Raw genomic sequence first — 19,524 nt, forward strand, 5'->3', positions numbered from 1 at the left:
GAAAACTGAATAATAATGAGCGAAACATTCACGTTTGGAGAATGGCTGTGGACCTGGTGCAACTGGAGATCTTCAAGGCTGTGGCAGAGCAGGGCAGCATCAGCGCCGCCGCGCAGCACATCCATCGGGTGCCGTCGAACCTGACCACGCGCATCAAGCAACTGGAGGAGGACCTGGGTGTAGAGCTGTTCATTCGCGAGAAGAGCCGCCTGCGCCTGTCGCCTGCGGGTTGGAACTTCCTCGAATACACCCGGCGCATCCTCGACCTGGTCCATGAGGCGCGGCTGACCGTGGCGGGTGAAGACCCGCAGGGCACCTTTGCCCTGGGATCGCTGGAAAGCACGGCGGCGGTGCGCATCCCGGCGTTGCTGGCCGCCTACAACCAACGCTACCCCAAGGTTGACCTCGACCTGTCCACCGGGCCCTCCGGGACCATGCTCGAAGGCGTGCTGTCTGGCCGCCTGGTGGCGGCGTTCGTCGACGGCCCGGTGCTGCACCCGACGCTGGAGGGCATACCGGTGTTCGAGGAAGAGATGATGGTCATTGCGCCGCTCAACCATACACCGGTGACCCGCGCCCAGGACGTGAACGGTGAAAGCATCTACGCCTTCCGCGCCAACTGTTCCTACCGCCATCACTTCGAAAACTGGTTCGTGCAGGACCAGGCGGTACCCGGCAAGATCCACGAAATGGAGTCGTACCACGGCATGTTGGCCTGCGTCAGTGCGGGTGCCGGCCTGGCCATGCTGCCGCGCAGCATGCTCGACAATATGCCCGGGTGCAGCACTGTCAGCGCCTGGCCAATGTCGGAGGACTTTCGCTACCTGAAAACCTGGCTGGTATGGCGGCGGGGCACGGTATCGCGCAGTTTGAGCATGTTCGTGAAGTTGCTTGAAGAAGGCCGCGCAAGCTGATGTTTTTGCTCGATAACCTGATTATCTGAATTGAATTTCATCTGCATGACCAGGCATCAGCACGAACACCCCTTCGCTGGGAGGATCAGATAATAGGTAAGCCATCCTCTAAAGGAGGGTCGTACCATGCGAAACCATCACTATGCGCTCGGCGCTGCCTTGCTGATCACTCTGGCCCTGCCATGGACCCTGACCGCCGCCGCCGACCTCAATGCCCCCATCGACATGCAAGCCGTGCAGTTGCAACCGCAGGAGAAGAATGGCGTGCGCTACCTGCAGGGCGGTATTGGCCAGGACGAAGCCAATGCCCTGCGCAAGACCACGGGTTATGACCTGCACGTAGAGCTTTCGACCGGCCCGGAAGGCAAGTTCCAGAGCGGGGCCACCGTCGATATCCAGAATGCCCAGGGCCAGCCCGTGCTCAGCGTCAGCGATGCCGGGCCACTGCTGTATGTGCAGCTGCCTCCCGGCAAATACAAGGTCATTGGCAATGCCCAAGGTCAGGCGGTGCAGCAGTGGGTGGCCGTGACGGGCAAGGCCCCCACGACCGTTAACCTTAATTGGCGTTGATGAAGAGACGGGCAGGAGTACGGATGTACTCCTGCCTGGGGTCAGGTCATGCCTCGCGAATTCCCGTGCCCGGCAGGCACATCTTTACCAAGTGATTTAGCCAATAGTGGCAATACACTTCCAACTTTCTGATTATCTGGACAATAATCAGAAAAGTATTACTTCGTATGACCGGTTTGGATGCACCGGTCAGCGCAAAACATCGAGGGGCCCAAGCCCCCGCTTGCCGTGTAGACCATCAGGAGAGTTGTTGATGAAAACCCGTCTAGCCGCTTCGCTGGCCGTTGCAGTGCTGGCCGTTGCCGGGGCCGATCTGGTCCAGGCTGCGCAGATATCAGGCGCCGTGGGCGCCACTGGCCAAGGTGACATGACGTACCGTATCGGCATGTCGTTCGACTGGGACAAGAAATGGCTGGAAAGCAGCACTGGCCATGTGAGCGGTTACTGGGATGCGGCCTACACCTATTGGGAAGGTGGCGATGCCAGCGGCGCGCATTCGCTGTCGTTCAGCCCGGTGTTCACGTATGAGTTCAGCGGCTTTACCTACACGCCTTACATCGAGGCAGGTATTGGCCTGGCAGCCTTTTCAAAGACCGACGTGGGCGACCAGCGACTGGGGTCGTCGGTCAACTTCGAAGACCGCATCGGCTTTGGCCTGAAGTTGCCGGGAGAACAGAAGGTAGGCATCCGTGCCATGCACTACTCCAACGCCGGGATAAAGCAGCCAAACGACGGCATCGAGTCGTACTCGCTGTTCTACAGCACAGCGTTCTGAAATTACGGGGCCGCGGCGCGGCCCCGGCAGTTCAGAAGGTATAGGAAACGCCGGCCTGCACCGTGCGCGGTGCGCCGGGGTATACGTAGCTGTTGAACGCCCCCTCGTCATACCCCTTGTTGAACACGTTTTTCACGTCCAGATTCAATCGCACGTGTTCGTTGACCTTGTAGAAGCTCAACAGGTCGACCACGCTGTAGCGTTCCATCGTGTAGGTGGCTGCCGATGTCTGCCCGGCACGGTCGTCTACATACTTCACGCCTACGCCCAGGCCAAGGCCTTTGACGAGGCCATCCTGGAACTCGTAAGTGTTCAGCAGGCTGAAGGTGTTGCGCGGGATATTGGCCAGGTGCGTTCCCTTGGGCAGGGTGGTGTCCTTGGTGACTTCGGCGTCCACGTAGGCATAGCCACCGATCATGCGCCATTCGGGGGTGAGGTTGCCGGCGACGTTGATGTCCAGGCCACGGCTGCGCACCTCGCCGGCGGCAATGCTGTAGGTATTGGTCGAGTCGTTCGGGTCGCGAGTCAGGACGTTTTCCTTGGTGATCTGATAAATCGCCGCGTCGAGGCTCAACTGCCGGTCCAGCGCTTCCCATTTCACACCCAGCTCGTACGACTTGCCCTTTTCCGGGTCGAAGCCACCGCCGCTGGCAGGCGTGCCTGTGTTGGGCTTGAACGAGCGCGCAGTATTGGCATAGACCGCCACGGTGTCAGTCAGGTCGTAGATCAGGCCAAAGCGTGGCGTGACTCCGTTTTCGCCCTTGCTGAAGTCCCGATTGGCAGGTCGCTTATCGTCGTAATCGTGCTCGAAGCGCTCGAAGCGTACACCCGCCAACGCCTTCAGACGCTCGGTCAGCGCCACCTGATCCTGGATGAAGAAGGCCCAGGTCTGCAGGTTCTCGCTGTCCCAGGTCGTTGGGATCGCAGCCAGCGCCGGTCTCGGTTGGCCGAGTACCGGGTCGTAGATGTCGATCGGGTAGGACGCGCTGGAACGTCGGATGATGGAGCTGTAGTGATAGTTCTCGTACTCGATGCCTGTCAGCAGGGTGTGGCTGAGCGTACCGGTATCGAAATGCCCGGTCAGGTTCAATTGCCAGTCACGGTCGGTCCATTCCAGCTTGCGGTAGTTGAAGTTCCGCTGCAGGGTGCGGCCGTCTGCCAGTAAATTGCTCCCCTCGACCGCATTACCCTTGAGCGAGCCATCGAGATACTGGAATCCACCGCCCAGCGTCCAGTTGTCGTTGAGCAGGTGCTCGAAACGCAGCTGCGCCATGTTGTTGTCATTGTGCAGCAGGTTGTCGCTGCCTTTTTCCCAGATATAGGTATCGCGCGAGGCGCTGCCGGTCTGGGTGGGGTAGCGGGTCAGGCCGCGATCGAGGGGGTGGTTGTTGCGCATGAAATCGCCTTCGAAGGTGATCTTCGTGGCGTCATTCACCTGCCAACTGATGACAGGGGCGACATCGTAGCGTTCGCTTTCGACATCGTCGCGGAAGCTGTCGCCGCCTTCACCCAGTACGTTCAGGCGGTAGGCCAGCGAGCCGTCCTGGCTCAGCGGCCCGGTGGCATCGAGGGTGGCACGGTGCATGCCCTGGTCATCGAACTGACTGCCAAGGGTGACCTTGGACTCCGGCAACGGCTGCTTGCTGACCACGTTGAACGTACCGCCGGGGTCGCCACGGCCGTACAGGCTGCTGGCCGGTCCACGGATGACCTCCAGGCGCTCGACGGTGTTGGCATCCGGAGCATTGGGGTAACCGCGGTTGATCGGAAAGCCGTTGCGATAGAACTCCCCGGTAGTGAAGCCACGCACGGTGAACGTTGTCAGGCCCTGGCCGCCGAAGTTGTTGGCGCGGCCGACACCCCCGGCGTAGTCCAGGCCATCCTGCAGGCGTGTGGCGCCCGTGTCTACCAGCACATCCTTGGGCACCACGCTGACCGATTGCGGGGTTTCGTGCAGCGCCGTGTCGGTGCGGGTGGCACTCGCCGAGCGGGTGGCCTTGTAGCCTTCGACCGGGCCGTCGGCGCGTTCGCTGTCGGCAGTACTGGTGATGCTCAGGGCTTGGAGTTCTATCTGGTTAGGGTCGCTGAGCGGTTCAGGCTCGGCAAAGGCCAGCGGGGAGACAGCATGAAGCACACAAAGCGAAACGAACGTGCGGCGCATCGACGGTACGGTCCTTGAATAGGGCGCTAAGGGCTGGGTCGGGAAATGCCGCGAACATACTACGAATCATTATCAAATGCATTAATTTTGAGTGGCACTGGTGTACCAGAAACCAAGGAAGATGAAGCGTCAGTGACAACAGTGCCGGCAGGCACTGCGAAGGGGCCGACAGGGAAGAGGCTGCTCCGTGGTTGGAAGTGCCTCTTTGCAGTAGAAGGTTATTCCTGCCTGGCCCCTGGGCAGGCTGCTGAAGGTCAGCGAACAGCCTTGATCGCCAACACATTGCACAGCGGGTGTTCCAGCACATGCGCCGTTGTCCCGCCCAGGAATGTCTGCATGGCGTCATGCCGGTGGCTGCCCATGACTATCACGTCCACCCGGTTGTGGCCGACGAACTGGGCAATGGCCCTGGTCGCGGTCCCTTCGAGGAAGTGCCGGCGCTCCAGCGGGATCTGGTGATGGTCGCCCAGGCGGTTGAACGCCGCCCGCTGCGCGGTTCGCACACTGCTGTCGAAGCCGGGCATGGTGACCGTACCGGCGCCGAAGTCGGCGATGTGGGTCTTGGCCGCGTCGCACACATGCAGCAGGTGCAGTTCGGCGTTGCACTGCAGGGCCAGGTCATGGGCGCAGTGGATGACCTGCTCGTCCAGGTGTTCGCCAGTGCCGTGGCTGTTCAGGTCCACCGCGGCAGCGATCTGCCGGGGCAGGGGCAGGCGAATGTCGCTGACCAGATGCACGGCGACCGGGCTGTCCTTGAGCAACTGCCAGTCCAGCGGCGTGACCAGCAGGCGTTTGAGTACGGGCTCGTGCTGTACGTCCTTGACCAGCAGATCGCAGCCCAGCCGTTCGACCCGTTCCAGTACGCTGCCCAGCGGGTCGCGGGTCAACAACAGCTCGGTGGACACGTCCACACCGGCATCGCTCAGCTGTTCGGCCTCATCCGCCAGCCATTGGCGGTTGTCGCTGAGCAGCCGCTCACGCTCACGACCATCGCTCATCAAGCCAAAGGTGTCGACGTCGTCGACGAACACATTTATATCCAGCAGGGCACCGCTGGACTCTGCCAACGCCGCCGCGCGTTGCAGCGCAGGCGTATGACGCATTTGCGGGCCGAGCATGACGAACAGACGTTTGAACTGGCTCATCGCACACCTCCACGTGTGGCAGCCCCCCGGTACCCTGATGATGTTCAGTCTAGACTGCCGCAGCGTACACCGGGGCGATGTGTCGGGTATGATGCGTTCCCCATCATTGTCACGAGGCCTGTCCCATGTCCCTGAGTGCTGAACAGATCGTTGAGTATCGCGCCTTTGCCGAGCAATTGGCCGATGCTGCCGCTGCAGCGATCGCGCCGTACTTCCGCGCCAGCCTGGATGTCGAGGACAAGGGCGGGCGTCTGTACGACCCAGTGACCGTGGCCGACAAGGCCGCTGAAGACGCCATGCGTGAGTTGATCCAGGCGCGTTATCCCGAACACGGCATTCTTGGCGAAGAGGCCGGTGTTGCAGTGGGCAGCAGCCCGCTGACTTGGGTGCTCGATCCGATCGACGGCACCCGGGCGTTCATTACCGGCTTGCCATTGTGGGGCACCTTGATTGCCCTGAATGACGGTACCCGCCCGGTGCTGGGGGTGATGAACCAGCCGTTCACCGGCGAACGTTTCGTGGGAACCCCGGCAGGCGCCTGGCGCAGTGGCACGCCCCTGAAGACGCGTGCCTGCGCCGACCTGTCTGCCGCCACGCTGATGTGCACCACGCCGGACATGTTCGACACCGCCGAGCGCAAGGCGGCATTCGAAGCGGTCGCCAGCAAGGCGCGGTTGATGCGTTATGGCGGTGATTGCTATGCCTACTGCATGCTGGCCTCGGGCTTTGTCGACGTGATTGTCGAAGCGAGCCTTCAGCCGTATGACGTACAAGCGCTGATGCCGATCATCGAGGGGGCGGGTGGCGTGATCACGGCGTGGGATGGCAGTTCGGCGCAGGATGGCGGGTGCGTGGTGGCCTGTGGCGACCCTGCGCTGCATGCGCAGGTGGTGGAGATGTTGCGCCACGCCATGTGATCCGGGTTCGTCGCTCCTAGCCTCTTCGCGGGCGAGTCCCTTATTGTGGGAGCGGGTTCACCCGCGAAGTGGCCGCCACAGGTTTGCATTCTTTCCAGCCACCGCACTTTTTCCCATTTTCGGGCTCTATGCTTGGCCAGGCCGCGCTGACTCCCAGCGCAGCCGCCGAATATCGACCCGGTGCCGATGGTTGCAAGCTACCCGAATTTCCTCCCCCGCCTGCTACTGACAGGTGCCCTGGCATGCCTGTGCGCCTGTACGCAGCAGCAGGGCCGTGACATGGTCAACCAGCTCGGCAACGGCAAACCCAGCGAGCTGTTCCAGACCAGCGTCGACCGCCTGGCCACGCTGTCGATGCGCGACAACTTGCAAAGCCTGTACCTGCTGATGAACAAGCTGTACCTGCGCAACCCCAGCCAGTGGAAGATGTCTGGTTACCTGGACGCCGCCACCGCCGAGCGACAGATCCGCATCGCCATCGAACAGCGCCGGCCGCTGCCGCAACTGGGCAACCGCCGTGACCTGGCGGCATTGAGCTACGCCCTGAGCCCGGAGTTTCGTGGGGACCGGGTCGGCGCCTTCATCTACGCCATTGGCAGCATGCTGATCACCGCACATGGCGGGCGTACCGAGTTCTACATGACCGATACCATCGATCCACTGTTCGTCAACAACGCCGCGCGCAATATCGAGAAGGCAACATGGATGCTCAGCCAACGGCAGGATGCCAATGGGGTGTTGTTGCTGTTCTCGAACGAAATCTCGGAGGAGGGCAGCAACCTGAGTTTTGCTGTTGAATTCGGCAAGATCGTCGCGCGGCTGGACTTGCTGGCCGAGTTGCTGGATGAGCGTTATCGGCGCATTGGCTTGAATTACGCTCAGAGCCTGTTGCTGATGAACTTCCTGCCGGTGCAGTGAATGACGGTTGTTGCAGGAGTGCCTGGTCCGCCGTCACGCGCAGGCCACGCGAGTACCGGAAGATACTGTTCGATAAACGAACACGCATGACGCCGGACCTGTCCGCTATCCGCCCGGCCAATCCCATCGTTGCATTGCCCAACCCCCGCCTTTTTGCTGTAGTGTCCCTGTCCGCCGGCTGTCGCCTGCCCCTGCGACGCGCTGCCAGCCCGATAGAATGACCGTGATGACCGCAACCACAGCCCACAAGGCGGTAGGGCGCGGCGACCAGAACAATAACGATACCGAGTGCCTTGCCTATGGAAAGCCGCCTGCTGAGCGAGCGCAGTAGCGTGTTTCACCACGCCGATCCTTACGCTGTGTCCGATTATGTGAACCAGCATGTAGGCCAGCATTGCATCGGTCTGTCCCGTACCACCCACCCCCAGGCCAGCCTCAGCCATCGCAAGTTCGCCGAGCTCGACCTGTGCCGTATCAGCTATGGCGGCAGTGTTCGCGTGACGTCGCCTGCGCTGGAAACCATCTACCACCTGCAAGTCTTGCTCAATGGCAACTGCCTGTGGCGCGGGCAAAAGCGCGAGCAGCACCTGGTGCCGGGCGAGCTGCTGCTGATCAACCCGGACGATCCGGTTGACCTGACTTACTCGGAAGACTGCGAGAAGTTCATCCTCAAGGTGCCGACCCGGCTGCTGGACTCGATCTGCGATGAACAGCGCTGGCAGCGGCCTGATGGGGGCGTGCGGTTCTTGCGCAATCATTACCGGCTGGAGGAGCTGGATGGTTTCGTGAACCTGCTGGCCATGGTTTGTCATGAGGCGGAAGTGAGCGATTCGCTGCCCAGGGTGCAGGGCCATTACAGCCAGATTGTCGCCAGCAAGCTGCTGACTCTGATGAGCACCAATATCCGCCGCGAGAGCCTCAGCTCACCGGGTGCAAGCCTGGAGCGGATCATCGACTACATCGATCGCAACCTTAAGTTCGAGCTGACAGCGGAGGCGTTGGCGGAGCAGGCGTGCATGAGCCTGCGCTCGTTGTATGCGCTGTTCGACCGGCACCTGCAGACCACTCCCAAGCAGTACGTACGACAACGCAAGCTGGAACAGGTGCGTGCCTGCCTGGGTGATGCCAGTTGCTCGGTACGTAGCGTGACCGAACTGGCCATGGATTATGGTTTTCTGCACCTCGGGCGTTTCTCCGAGGTGTATCGACAGCAGTTTGGCGAATTGCCGTCCGAAACCTTGCGCAACCGGCGTTGAACCCTACCGGTCTCTCGCGGGTACGCCCGCGAAGAGACGGTTGAACCTGTCACCTCAACCTGCACAAAACGGATAGCACCCCGCACAAACCGGATATTGCGACCCAATCCCAGCCTCTAACCTGACCAGGTCTAAACAATAACAAGGGAGACCCTGGCCATGTCCCTGGGATTCGACTACCTCAATGCCATGCTCGAGGACGACCGTGAAAAGGGTATCTACCGCTGCAAGCGGGAGATGTTCACCGACCCACGGCTGTTCGACCTGGAAATGAAACACATCTTCGAGGGCAATTGGATCTACCTGGCCCACGAAAGCCAGATCCCCGAGAAGAATGACTTCCTCACCCTGACCATGGGGCGCCAGCCGATTTTCATCGCACGCAACAAGGACGGTGAGCTCAATGCCTTCCTCAACGCCTGCAGCCACCGCGGTGCCATGCTGTGCCGGCACAAGCGCGGCAACCGTTCCAGCTATACCTGCCCGTTCCACGGCTGGACGTTCAACAACAGCGGCAAACTACTGAAGGTGAAAGACCCCAGCAACGCCGGCTACCCCGACAGCTTCAACTGCGACGGCTCCCACGACCTGACCAAGGTGGCACGTTTTGAGTCGTACCGGGGCTTTTTGTTCGGCAGCCTGAACGCCGATGTGAAGCCGCTGGTCGAGCACCTGGGCGAGTCGGCGAAGATCATCGACATGATCGTCGATCAGTCGCCTGAAGGCCTGGAAGTGCTGCGCGGTGCCAGCTCGTACATCTACGAAGGCAACTGGAAGCTCACCGCCGAAAACGGCGCCGACGGCTACCACGTAAGCTCCGTGCACTGGAACTACGCTGCCACCCAGAACCAGCGCAAGCAGCGCGAGGCGGGTGACGAGATCAAGACCATGAGTGCTGGCGCCTGGGCCAAGCAGGGCGGCGGTTTCTATTCCTTCGACCACGGCCACCTGCTGCTGTGGACCCGCTGGGCCAACCCGGAAGACCGCCCGGCCTATGAGCGCCGCGACCAACTGGCCGCCGATTTCGGCCAGGCACGTGCCGACTGGATGATCGAAAATTCGCGCAACCTGTGCCTGTACCCCAACGTGTACCTGATGGACCAGTTCAGCTCGCAGATCCGCGTTGCACGGCCGATTTCGGTGAACAAGACCGAAATCACCATCTACTGCATCGCGCCGAAAGGCGAGAGCGCCGATGCCCGCGCCAAGCGTATTCGCCAGTACGAAGACTTCTTCAACGTCAGCGGCATGGCCACCCCGGACGACCTGGAAGAATTCCGCTCGTGCCAGACCGGCTATGGTGGCGGCACGGGCTGGAACGACATGTCTCGCGGCGCCAAACACTGGGTCGAAGGCGCCGATGAGGCGGCCAAGGAGATCGAACTCGAACCCCTGCTGTCGGGCGTGCGCACCGAGGACGAAGGCCTGTTCGTGCTACAGCACAAGTATTGGCAGGACACCATGATCCAGGCCCTCAAGGACGAACAGCAGCTGATCCCCGTGGAGGCCGTGCAATGAGCCTGTATGAAATCGTGCGCGACTTCCTGTACCGCGAAGCGCGCTACCTGGACGATGCCCAGTGGGACCAGTGGCTGGAACTGTACGCCAGCGATGCCAGCTTCTGGATGCCGAGCTGGGACGATGACGACACCCTCACCGAAGACCCACAAAGCGAAATATCGCTGATCTGGTATGGCAACCGTGGCGGCCTGGAAGACCGCGTGTTCCGCATCAAGACCGAGCGCTCCAGTGCGACCGTGCCCGACACCCGCACCTCGCACAACATCAGCAACATCGAGATCGTCGAGCAGGGCGAGGGCAGCTGCCAGGTGCGCTTCAACTGGCACACCCTCAGCTTCCGCTACAAGACCACCGACAGTTACTTCGGCACCAGCTTCTACACCCTCGACCTGCGCGGTGAGCAGCCGCTGATCAAGGCCAAGAAGGTGGTGCTGAAGAACGACTACGTCCGCCAGGTCATCGACATCTACCACATCTGATACAGGGTTTTCGAGCATTGCCCGGTGCGTCTTGTGACGCGCCGTGGCCCGGCTCGCCCGCGAGGTGCAACATGAGCTACCAGATCGCACTGAATTTCGAAGACGGGGTTACCCGTTTCATTGAAGCCACCGGTCAAGAAACCGTGGCCGACGCCGCTTACCGCCAAGGCATAAACATTCCGCTGGACTGCCGTGACGGCGCTTGCGGGACCTGCAAGTGCAAGGCTGAGTCCGGTCGTTATGACCTTGGCGACAACTTCATCGAAGATGCCTTGAGCGAAGACGAAATCGCCGAAGGCTACGTGCTGACGTGCCAGATGCGCGCCGAAAGCGACTGCGTCATCCGCATCCCGGCTTCGTCGCAGCTGTGCAAGACCGAGCAGGCCAGTTTCGAGGCCGCCATCAGCGATGTGCGCCAGCTGTCGGTCAGCACCATTGCCCTGTCGATCAAGGGTGAGGCCCTGAGCCGTCTGGCCTTCCTGCCGGGGCAGTATGTCAACCTCAAGGTGCCGGGCAGCGAGCAGAGCCGGGCCTACTCGTTCAGCTCGCTGCAGAAGGACGGCGAAGTCAGCTTCCTGATCCGCAACGTACCAGGTGGGCTGATGAGCAGCTTCCTGACCAACCTTGCCAAAGCCGGCGACAGCCTGAGCCTGGCCGGGCCGTTGGGCAACTTCTACCTGCGGCCGATCCAGCGCCCGCTGTTGCTGCTGGCCGGTGGTACCGGGCTGGCACCGTTCACCGCGATGCTGGAGAAGATCGCCGAGCAGGGCAGTGAGCACCCGCTGCACCTGATCTACGGCGTGACCAACGACTTTGACCTGGTCGAACTCGACCGCCTGCAAGCGCTGGCGGCACGCATCCCCAACTTCACCTACAGCGCCTGCGTCGCCAACCCGGACAGCCAGTACCCGCAGAAGGGTTATGTCACCCAGCACATCGAGCCACGCCACCTCAATGACGGCGATGTGGACGTGTACCTGTGCGGGCCGCCACCCATGGTGGAAGCGGTCAGCCAGTACGTGCGCGAGCAGGGCATTACCCCAGCCAACTTCTACTACGAGAAGTTTGCGGCTGCGGCCTGACAGCCCCTCTGATTCAAAGCAATACGCCGACCCTGTGGGAGCGGGCGAGCCCGCGAAGCAGGCTGCGCGGTGGATGGCACGGGCTTCGCCCGTGTTCGCGGGCAAGCCCGCTCCCACAGTGATCGCGCAGCCTTTCCGGCTTTGAGCAAGACAATTGCTGCCACAGGGTCTCTCGCGAACTGGAGATTTGCATATGAACAACAGATTCCAAGGCAAGGTCGCCCTGGTCACCGGTGCCGCTCAAGGCATCGGCCGGGGCGTGTGCTGGCGGCTGAAGGCTGAAGGCGCGCAAGTGGTGGCGGTAGACCGTTCCGAGCTGGTCCACGAACTGGCTGGCGAGGGCATGCTCACCCTCACCGCCGACCTGGAACAACACGCCGATTGCGCCCGGGTCATGGCCAGTGCGGTGGAAACCTTCGGCCGCCTCGACATCTTGGTCAACAACGTCGGCGGCACCATCTGGGCCAAGCCTTTCGAGCACTACGAAGTCGAGCAGATCGAGGCCGAAGTGCGCCGTTCGCTATTCCCGACACTGTGGTGCTGCCATGCCGCGCTGCCCTACATGCTTGAACGTGGCAGCGGCGTCATCGTCAACGTTTCTTCCATCGCCACCCGTGGCGTCAACCGTGTGCCCTATGGCGCGGCCAAAGGCGGCGTCAATGCGCTCACCGCCTGCCTGGCCTTCGAAACGGCTGGCCGTGGGATCCGTGTCAACGCCACCGCGCCGGGTGGCACCGAAGCACCGCCCCGGCGGGTACCGCGCAACAGTGCAGAGCAAACCGAGCAGGAAAAGCGCTGGTACCAGCAGATCGTCGACCAGACCCTCGACAGCAGCCTGATGCACCGCTACGGCAGCATCGACGAGCAGGTGGGGGCCATTCTGTTCCTCGCGTCCGACGAAGCCTCGTACATCACCGGCGTGACCCTGCCGGTAGGGGGCGGCGACCTCGGCTGACCCGCAACCTCAAGGCAAAGCTTTCTTCCACAACAAAAACAAGAGCGACAGATGCCATGCGAACCCTTGACGTACACCCGATCATCGACAATGCGCGCTTTACCCCGTTTCACTGGATGGTCATGGCCTGGTGCGGCCTGCTGCTGATTTTCGACGGCTATGACCTGTTCATCTACGGTGTGGTATTGCCGGTCATCATGAAAGAGTGGGGCCTGACCCCATTGCAGGCTGGTGCACTGGGCAGCTATGCGCTGTTCGGCATGATGTTCGGCGCCCTGGCCTTCGGCAGCCTGGCCGACCGCATCGGGCGCAAGAAGGGCATTGCCATCTGTTTCGCCTTGTTCTCGGGGGCGACCATCCTCAATGGCTTTGCCAGCAGCCCGAGCGAGTTTGGCATCTACCGCTTCATCGCCGGCCTGGGCTGTGGCGGCCTGATGCCCAACGCCGTGGCACTGATGAACGAATACGCGCCCAAGCGCCTGCGCAGCACGCTGGTGGCGATCATGTTCAGTGGCTATTCGCTGGGCGGCATGCTGTCGGCGGGTGTCGGCATTTTCATGCTGCCACGCTTCGGTTGGGAATCCATGTTCTTTGCCGCGGCCGTGCCGCTGCTGCTGTTACCGGTGATTCTTTACTACCTGCCTGAATCCATCGGCTTCCTGGTGCGCCAAGGCCGTATCGAGGCAGCACGCACGCTGCTCAAACGGCTGGACCCGGATTGCGATGTGCAGGCCGATGACATGCTTCAGGCGGCTGACCGCAAAGGCAGCGGCGCTTCGGTGCTGGAACTGTTCCGCAATGGCCTGGCAATTCGCACCCTGGCGCTGTGGGTTGCGTTCTTCTGCTGCCTGCTGATGGTCTACGCCCTGAGCTCCTGGCTGCCAAAGCTGATGGCCAACGCCGGCTACAGCCTGGGCTCAAGCCTGTCATTCCTGCTGGCACTGAACTTTGGCGGCATGGCCGGGGCGATCCTCGGCGGCTGGCTGGGCGACCGCTACAACCTGGTCAAGGTGAAGGTGGCGTTCTTCATTGCCGCCGCACTGTCGATCAGCCTGCTGGGGGTGAACAGCCCGATGCCGGTGCTGTACCTGCTGATCTTCATTGCCGGCGCCACCACCATTGGTACGCAGATTCTGCTGTATGCCGGCGCTGCGCAGATGTACGGCCTGTCGGTGCGCTCTACCGGCCTGGGCTGGGCCTCGGGCATTGGCCGTAATGGCGCCATCGTCGGCCCGCTGCTGGGCGGTGCGCTGATGGGCATCAACCTGCCACTTCAACTCAATTTCATCGCCTTCGCCATTCCTGGCGCCATCGCCGCGCTGGCCATGGCCGTGCACCTGGCCAGTGGTCGGCGCCACGCCCAGGCCCTGGCGGCGCAGGCCTGAACCGAACAGAACAAGACGAGGTAACCCCCATGACCGTGAACATTTCCCATACTGCCGAGGTACAGCAGTTCTTCGAGGAGGCAGCAGGTTTTGGTAATGCGGCCGGCAACCCACGCCTCAAACGCATCGTGCAGCGCCTGCTGCAGGATACCGCGCGGCTGATCGAAGACCTGGACATCAGCGAAGACGAGTTCTGGCACGCCGTCGACTACCTCAACCGCCTGGGCGGTCGCGGCGAAGCCGGGTTGCTGGTGGCGGGGCTGGGCCTCGAACACTTCCTCGACCTGCTGCAGGATGCCAAGGACCAGGAGGCAGGGCGCGTCGGCGGCACCCCACGCACCATCGAAGGCCCGTTGTACGTGGCTGGCGCACCGATTGCCCAAGGTGAAGTGCGCATGGACGATGGCAGCGAGGAGGGCGTGGCCACGGTGATGTTCCTGGAAGGCCAGGTGCTGGACCCGCACGGACGCCCGCTGCCGGGTGCCACGGTCGACCTGTGGCATGCCAATACCCGTGGTACCTACTCGTTCTTCGACCGAAGCCAGTCGGCGTACAACCTGCGTCGGCGCATCGTTACCGATGCCCAGGGGCGCTACCGTGCGCGCTCCATCGTGCCATCGGGGTATGGCTGCGACCCGCAGGGGCCAACCCAGGAATGCCTGGACCTGCTGGGCCGTCATGGCCAGCGCCCGGCGCATGTGCACTTCTTTATCTCGGCGCCCGGGTACCGGCACCTGACCACGCAGATAAACCTGTCGGGGGACAAGTACCTGTGGGATGACTTTGCCTACGCCACACGTGACGGGCTGGTCGGGGAGGTGGTGTTCGTCGAAGGGCCGGAGGGTCGGCATGCCGAGTTGAAGTTCGACTTCCAGTTGCAGCAGGCCCAGGGCGGTGCCGATGAGCAGCGCAGCGGGCGGCCGCGGGCTTTGCAGGAGGCCTGATCCACCGAGTGGGCTGTTTCGCGGGCATGCCCGCTCCCATAGGTGAAGCCTGTGCAGTCGTTGTGGGAGCGGGCAAGCCCGCGAAGCAGCCAACACCCAAACAAGAGCCCGCCACAACGGGCGGCCGCTGGCTTGCGAGAAACTTCATGAAAACGCTGATCAAGGACTGCTCTGTGTCGGCCATCGTCGCCGGCAGCATTGCCACGACGATCTCCTATGCCGGCCCGTTGGTGATCATTTTCCACGCCGCCGAAGCGGCCGGCCTGTCGCACCAGCAGTTGTCGTCCTGGGTCTGGGCCGTGTCCATGGGCAGTGCGGTGCTCGGTGCGCTGCTCAGCCTGCGCTACCGCGTGCCGGTAGTGATTGCCTGGTCAATCCCGGGGTCGGCCCTGTTGGTCACCGCCTTGCCGCAACTGGGCCTGGAGCAGGCCGTGGGGGCCTACCTGGTGGCCAACCTGGTCCTGCTGCTGATCGGCATCAGCGGGGCCTTCGACCGCATCATCGCGCGCCTGCCGGGTTCTATCGCTGCCGGTATGCAGGCCGGGATCCTGTTCAGTTTTGGCATCGAGGTGTTCCGCGCCTTGCCGGTGCAACCGCTGCTGGTACTGGCGATGTTCGTCACCTACGTGCTGATGCGTCGGGTGCAGCCGCGCTATGCAGTGGCTGCGGTGCTGGGCGTGGGCATGCTGGTGACCGTGGCCAGCGGTACGTTGCGCAGCGAGGTACTGGTGCTGGAACTGGCCTCACCCCAGTGGATCACCCCCCAGTTCAGCCTGTCGGCGGTATTCAGCCTGGCGCTGCCGATGGTGCTGGTGGCACTGACCGGGCAATTCATGCCGGGTATGGCGGTACTGCGCAACGCTGGCTACGCCACGCCGGCCAGCCCGCTGATCAGCGCCAGTGCCCTGGCTGGGGCGCTACTGGCGCCGTTCGGTTGCCACGGGCTGAACCTGGCGGCGGTTACCGCCAGCCTGTGCACCGGCCATGAAGCCCATGAAAACCCGCAACGGCGCTATGTAGCTGCGGTGGCTGGCAGTGTGTTGTACCTGCTACTGGGCATTGCCGGGGCCACCTTGATGTCGCTGTTCGCCGCCTTTCCCGCCGTACTGATCGCTGCCCTGGCCGGTTTGGCCCTGTATGGCGCCATCAGCGAAGCCTTGGTCCGCAGCCTGGCAGAACCGGCCGAGCGCGACGCCGGGCTGTTCACCTTCCTGGTCACCGCTTCGGGGGTGGCTTTCCTGGGCCTGTCGGCGGCGTTCTGGGGGCTGCTGTTCGGCCTGCTGGCGCACGCGATGCTGAGGCTGCGCCAACCAGGTGCCCGGGAGGTGCTGCGCCGTACCCCATGAACTGCCGTGTTTCCAACGCTTTACCCATAAAAACAAGATCAAGAGAGCTTCGGAATGAACCACACCCCTTGCGTTGCCCTGGGCCTCACATTGCTCAGCCAGCCACTGCTGGCTGCCGAAGGCGGCTTCTTCGAGGACTCGAAGGCCACCCTGAGTGCCCGTAACTACTACTTCAGCCGCGACTTTTCCGACATTGTCGGGGCCAACAAACAGTCCAAGGCCGAGGAGTGGGCCCAGGGTTTCATCCTCGACTTCAAAAGTGGCTACACCCTGGGCCCGGTCGGCTTTGGCGTGGACGCCCTGGGCTTGCTGGGGATCAAGCTGGACAGCAGTCCAGACCGTACCAACACCGGCCTGTTGCCGGTGCATGGCGACGGCCGCGCTGCCGACGAGTACAGCCGCCTGGCGCCGACCTTCAAGGCACGGATATCAAAAACCGAACTGCGTGCAGGTGAACTGCAACCGAACCTGCCGGTGCTGACCTTCAGTGATATTCGCCTGTTGCCGCCCACCTATCAGGGCGTGAGTTTGAGTTCGGCAGAAATCGACGGGCTGACCGTGCAGGCCGGGCACCTGAAAAGCACCCACCTGCGCAACGAAGGTGGCGACGGCAAGATGAACGCGATGCTCGGCCATGTGCCGATGCGACAGGCCGAAAGCGACGCGTTCAACTACGTGGGTGGGGATTATGCGTTCAATGCCAACCAGAGCAACGTCAGCCTTTGGTACGGTCAGCTGGAGGACATCTACCAACAAGGCTTCGTTGGCCTGAAGCACAGCAAACCCGTCGGGGACTGGGTACTCAGCGCCAACCTGGGTTATTTCACCGCACGTGAGGAAGGCGATGCGCTGCTGGGCAACATCGACAACCAGGCGTTCTTCTCGCTGTTCACTGCCCGGCATGGCGGGCACAGCTTCCATGCCGGCTACCAGGGCATTTATGGCGATAGCCCGTTCCCACGGGTATTCGCCAACATCTCGCCGCTGGGCAATGAGGTGCCGACCTATGAGTTTGCCTACACCGACGAACGCTCGTACCAGGTGCGTTACGACTACAACTTCGCCGCCATGGGCGTGCCGGGCCTGACAGCGACCGTGCGCTACATAACCGGTAACAATGTCGATACCGGGCTGGGTTACGAAGGGCGTGATCGCGAGCGTGATCTGGATATCGGCTATGCGGTGCAGAGCGGGGCACTGAAGGGCTTGGGGATACGGGTGAGGAACGCCATGGCGCGCTCCAACTACCGCAGTGATATCGACGAGAACCGCCTGACGCTGGTGTACACCTGGCAGCTGTTCTGAGCCATTCAGGAGAATTGCGCATCAGGGGTGGATGGGGGTAGCGTGCGCAAACGACTTTTTCAGGAATCCCCACCTTGGACTCCATCACCCAAGCCGTACTTGGCGCGGCGCTGCAAGGGACCGTGCTCGGGCGCATCCAGGGCCGACGCTCGCTGCTGTATGGTGCAGCACTGGGCACGCTGCCGGACCTGGATGTGATCATTCGCTACGCCGATCCGGTGTCGCAGATGACCTACCACCGTGGTTTTTCCCACTCGCTGTTCGTGTTAACTGGGCTGGCCTTGCTGCTGGCCTGGCTGGTCAACAAATGCTGGCCTGGCAAAGGCTATACCTTGCCAAGGCTGTTCCTCGCATTCTGGCTGGTACTGGTTACCCACCCGTTGCTGGACGCCTTTACGGTCTACGGCACGCAGCTTTTCTGGCCACTGCAAGGCACCCCGCAAAGCTGGGCGGCGGTGTTTATCATCGACCCGGTCTATACCGTGCCACTGCTGCTGGCGGTCATCTATGCCATCGCCAAGGGCGTGACTGCCAGGGCTAAACGCCTATTGACCCTGGCGCTGGTATTCAGTACCGCATACCTAGGGTTTGGCCTTGCCGGGCGCATGGCGGCCGAGCAGCGCTTCGAGGCGGCGCTGCACCAGCGCGGTATCGCTACCAACGAGGTCCGCGCCGTGCCGATCGCTTTCAACAGCCTGGTCTGGCGGGTGCTGGCCAAGACTGCGGAAGGGGATTACTACGAAGGCATCAGCAGTGCATTCGACCGGCAACCGCCAGAGATGCAGCGTTTGTCACGTAACCTGCAGCTTGCCCAAGCGCTGAGCGATGATCCTCTGCACCAGCGGTTGCGCTGGTTCACCGATGACTGGCTGCGATACGACCAGATCGGTGATGCGCTGGTGGTCACCGACCTGCGTATGGGTATTCCAGGTAACTACACCTTCCGTTTCAACATGGCCCACCGTGATAACCAGGGGCGCTGGATTGTCGATGTGCCTTCGATGTTCCAGGGCGCTGGCCCAGGTTCGATGTTCAGTGGTGCAGACCTGGCGTTGATCTGGCGACGCATTATCGAACAGCAACCACCCTTGCCTCTGGCAGTGTGGACCGAACGTTATCTGGGCGTCAGCCCCGTAGAGCGCTAGCGCTTGCGCTCGGCCGGGCTGGATCTGGTCAAATGGACGGCGATGTTGACCATGGTCGTCGATCACTTGCGTTTTCTGTGGCCCGAGGCCGATAGCCTGTTCGTGTTGGGGCGGCTGGCGTTTCCGCTGTTCTGCCTGGCGATTGCAGTGAATGTTGGGCGAGCCCGTGCGGGGGCGCTGTATACCCGTGGCAACCTGCGCTACCTGGCGCTGATGCTGATGTTCGCGGTGCTGTCCGAGCCTGCGTATCGTTGGCTGGACAGTGGCTCGCAGACATTCAGCGTGATGCCGACCTTGTTATTGGGGTTGGTGGTTGCCTGGGGTGTGCATCACCCCTTGATATCGGCACGCGTGCTTGGCATCGCCGGCCTGCTGGCGGGTTGGTTGTTGCGTGAGCAGCTGATGTATGGGTTGCCGGGGGTGTTGCTGCCGGGCGCCTGGTTGATGGCGCGCAGGCAAGGTGGGGTTGCCGGGTTGTTGCCTTGCCTGTTGGCTGCGGGCGGCAATCTGACCAATAGCTGGTTGCGCGAGCACCTGTTGGCGCCGTTCACGGTGCTGACACTGACTGCTGCAACTCTGGCGATTCCGCTCGGGGTGCTGTTGTTACGGCAAGATGAATGGCGGGTGCCCGTGGTGGGGCGCTGGGGTTACCTGTTCTATCCGGTGCATTTGCTGGTCATCAAGGTCCTGTCATGAGCCAGGCATC

General features: G+C 62.2%; 18 protein-coding genes. 16 read left to right on the forward strand and 2 right to left on the reverse strand.

Going from position 1 to position 19,524, the window contains the following annotated elements:
- The first annotated feature begins 47 nt into the window (after window positions 1-47).
- The 3 genes from ACF8FG_RS23630 to ACF8FG_RS23640 all read left to right on the forward strand — a co-directional run bounded on the left by ACF8FG_RS23630 (window position 48) and on the right by ACF8FG_RS23640 (window position 2,259).
- Window positions 48-914: a LysR family transcriptional regulator gene (locus tag ACF8FG_RS23630; protein ID WP_004374302.1), complete on the forward strand. Its 867-nt coding sequence runs from the start codon at window positions 48-50 to the stop codon at window positions 912-914.
- A gap of 126 nt (window positions 915-1,040) precedes the next feature.
- Window positions 1,041-1,484: a carboxypeptidase regulatory-like domain-containing protein gene (locus ACF8FG_RS23635; protein WP_318078812.1), complete on the forward strand. Its 444-nt coding sequence runs from the start codon at window positions 1,041-1,043 to the stop codon at window positions 1,482-1,484.
- A gap of 253 nt (window positions 1,485-1,737) precedes the next feature.
- Window positions 1,738-2,259, forward strand: a complete 522-nt coding sequence (locus tag ACF8FG_RS23640; RefSeq protein WP_014591017.1) for an acyloxyacyl hydrolase — start codon at window positions 1,738-1,740, stop codon at window positions 2,257-2,259.
- 31 nt (window positions 2,260-2,290) lie between these two features.
- On the opposite strand, the gene ACF8FG_RS23645 is transcribed toward ACF8FG_RS23640, so the two are convergent.
- Window positions 2,291-4,420 carry a TonB-dependent siderophore receptor gene (locus ACF8FG_RS23645; protein WP_019438650.1) on the reverse strand — a complete coding sequence of 710 codons (2,130 nt, stop codon included), beginning with the start codon at window positions 4,418-4,420 and terminating at the stop codon, window positions 2,291-2,293.
- A 254-nt stretch (window positions 4,421-4,674) separates the two neighbouring features.
- Entirely contained in the window at window positions 4,675-5,565 is an 891-nt protein-coding gene (locus tag ACF8FG_RS23650; RefSeq protein ID WP_014591015.1) for a universal stress protein, read from the reverse strand.
- Window positions 5,566-5,690: 125 nt separating this feature from the next.
- Between ACF8FG_RS23650 and hisN the strand changes: the two genes are divergently transcribed.
- From hisN to ACF8FG_RS23715, 13 genes are all read left to right on the forward strand, one after another.
- A complete protein-coding gene (gene hisN, locus ACF8FG_RS23655; RefSeq protein ID WP_014591014.1) occupies window positions 5,691-6,482 on the forward strand; it encodes a histidinol-phosphatase in 792 nt (263 codons plus the stop codon).
- A 186-nt stretch (window positions 6,483-6,668) separates the two neighbouring features.
- Window positions 6,669-7,400 carry a hypothetical protein gene (locus ACF8FG_RS23660; protein WP_014591013.1) on the forward strand — a complete coding sequence of 244 codons (732 nt, stop codon included), beginning with the start codon at window positions 6,669-6,671 and terminating at the stop codon, window positions 7,398-7,400.
- Between the two features lie 299 nt (window positions 7,401-7,699).
- Window positions 7,700-8,656: an AraC family transcriptional regulator gene (locus ACF8FG_RS23665; RefSeq protein ID WP_014591012.1), complete on the forward strand. Its 957-nt coding sequence runs from the start codon at window positions 7,700-7,702 to the stop codon at window positions 8,654-8,656.
- Window positions 8,657-8,815: 159 nt separating this feature from the next.
- A complete protein-coding gene (gene benA, locus ACF8FG_RS23670; RefSeq protein ID WP_004374325.1) occupies window positions 8,816-10,174 on the forward strand; it encodes a benzoate 1,2-dioxygenase large subunit in 1,359 nt (452 codons plus the stop codon).
- Window positions 10,171-10,656: a benzoate 1,2-dioxygenase small subunit gene (gene benB, locus ACF8FG_RS23675; protein ID WP_014591010.1), complete on the forward strand. Its 486-nt coding sequence runs from the start codon at window positions 10,171-10,173 to the stop codon at window positions 10,654-10,656. The genes benA and benB overlap by 4 nt, the downstream gene beginning before the upstream one ends.
- A gap of 71 nt (window positions 10,657-10,727) precedes the next feature.
- A complete protein-coding gene (gene benC / locus ACF8FG_RS23680; RefSeq protein ID WP_318078811.1) occupies window positions 10,728-11,738 on the forward strand; it encodes a benzoate 1,2-dioxygenase electron transfer component BenC in 1,011 nt (336 codons plus the stop codon).
- A 193-nt stretch (window positions 11,739-11,931) separates the two neighbouring features.
- A complete protein-coding gene (locus ACF8FG_RS23685; protein ID WP_014591008.1) occupies window positions 11,932-12,693 on the forward strand; it encodes a 1,6-dihydroxycyclohexa-2,4-diene-1-carboxylate dehydrogenase in 762 nt (253 codons plus the stop codon).
- A 56-nt stretch (window positions 12,694-12,749) separates the two neighbouring features.
- Window positions 12,750-14,078 carry an aromatic acid/H+ symport family MFS transporter gene (locus ACF8FG_RS23690; RefSeq protein ID WP_014591007.1) on the forward strand — a complete coding sequence of 443 codons (1,329 nt, stop codon included), beginning with the start codon at window positions 12,750-12,752 and terminating at the stop codon, window positions 14,076-14,078.
- Between the two features lie 29 nt (window positions 14,079-14,107).
- Window positions 14,108-15,022, forward strand: a complete 915-nt coding sequence (gene catA / locus ACF8FG_RS23695) for a catechol 1,2-dioxygenase (protein WP_076403051.1) — start codon at window positions 14,108-14,110, stop codon at window positions 15,020-15,022.
- Window positions 15,023-15,168: 146 nt separating this feature from the next.
- Complete coding sequence (locus ACF8FG_RS23700) at window positions 15,169-16,368, forward strand: benzoate/H(+) symporter BenE family transporter (RefSeq protein ID WP_070383918.1); 1,200 nt, start codon at window positions 15,169-15,171, stop codon at window positions 16,366-16,368.
- A 54-nt stretch (window positions 16,369-16,422) separates the two neighbouring features.
- Window positions 16,423-17,673, forward strand: a complete 1,251-nt coding sequence (locus tag ACF8FG_RS23705) for an OprD family porin (RefSeq protein WP_119713778.1) — start codon at window positions 16,423-16,425, stop codon at window positions 17,671-17,673.
- A 74-nt stretch (window positions 17,674-17,747) separates the two neighbouring features.
- Window positions 17,748-18,818, forward strand: coding sequence for a metal-dependent hydrolase (locus ACF8FG_RS23710; protein WP_014591003.1), 1,071 nt, complete (start codon window positions 17,748-17,750; stop codon window positions 18,816-18,818).
- Window positions 18,819-18,821: 3 nt separating this feature from the next.
- Window positions 18,822-19,514: a TraX family protein gene (locus ACF8FG_RS23715; protein ID WP_014591002.1), complete on the forward strand. Its 693-nt coding sequence runs from the start codon at window positions 18,822-18,824 to the stop codon at window positions 19,512-19,514.
- Window positions 19,515-19,524: the final 10 nt, after the last annotated feature.

This window comes from Pseudomonas sp. YQ_6, assembly GCF_043103245.1.
Classification (GTDB): Bacteria; Pseudomonadota; Gammaproteobacteria; order Pseudomonadales; family Pseudomonadaceae; genus Aquipseudomonas; species Aquipseudomonas alloputida.

Bases quoted from the DNA above. Each gene is read 5' to 3' on its own strand.
- ACF8FG_RS23635 (WP_318078812.1), top strand. From the start codon at position 1,041: ATGCGAAACCATCACTATGCGCTCGGCGCTGCCTTGCTGATCACTCTG.
- ACF8FG_RS23640 (WP_014591017.1), top strand. From the start codon at position 1,738: ATGAAAACCCGTCTAGCCGCTTCGCTGGCCGTTGCAGTGCTGGCCGTT.
- ACF8FG_RS23645 (WP_019438650.1), bottom strand. From the start codon at position 4,420: ATGCGCCGCACGTTCGTTTCGCTTTGTGTGCTTCATGCTGTCTCCCCG.
- ACF8FG_RS23650 (WP_014591015.1), bottom strand. From the start codon at position 5,565: ATGAGCCAGTTCAAACGTCTGTTCGTCATGCTCGGCCCGCAAATGCGT.
- hisN (WP_014591014.1), top strand. From the start codon at position 5,691: ATGTCCCTGAGTGCTGAACAGATCGTTGAGTATCGCGCCTTTGCCGAG.
- ACF8FG_RS23660 (WP_014591013.1), top strand. From the start codon at position 6,669: ATGGTTGCAAGCTACCCGAATTTCCTCCCCCGCCTGCTACTGACAGGT.
- ACF8FG_RS23665 (WP_014591012.1), top strand. From the start codon at position 7,700: ATGGAAAGCCGCCTGCTGAGCGAGCGCAGTAGCGTGTTTCACCACGCC.
- benA (WP_004374325.1), top strand. From the start codon at position 8,816: ATGTCCCTGGGATTCGACTACCTCAATGCCATGCTCGAGGACGACCGT.
- benB (WP_014591010.1), top strand. From the start codon at position 10,171: ATGAGCCTGTATGAAATCGTGCGCGACTTCCTGTACCGCGAAGCGCGC.
- benC (WP_318078811.1), top strand. From the start codon at position 10,728: ATGAGCTACCAGATCGCACTGAATTTCGAAGACGGGGTTACCCGTTTC.
- ACF8FG_RS23685 (WP_014591008.1), top strand. From the start codon at position 11,932: ATGAACAACAGATTCCAAGGCAAGGTCGCCCTGGTCACCGGTGCCGCT.
- ACF8FG_RS23690 (WP_014591007.1), top strand. From the start codon at position 12,750: ATGCGAACCCTTGACGTACACCCGATCATCGACAATGCGCGCTTTACC.
- catA (WP_076403051.1), top strand. From the start codon at position 14,108: ATGACCGTGAACATTTCCCATACTGCCGAGGTACAGCAGTTCTTCGAG.
- ACF8FG_RS23700 (WP_070383918.1), top strand. From the start codon at position 15,169: ATGAAAACGCTGATCAAGGACTGCTCTGTGTCGGCCATCGTCGCCGGC.
- ACF8FG_RS23705 (WP_119713778.1), top strand. From the start codon at position 16,423: ATGAACCACACCCCTTGCGTTGCCCTGGGCCTCACATTGCTCAGCCAG.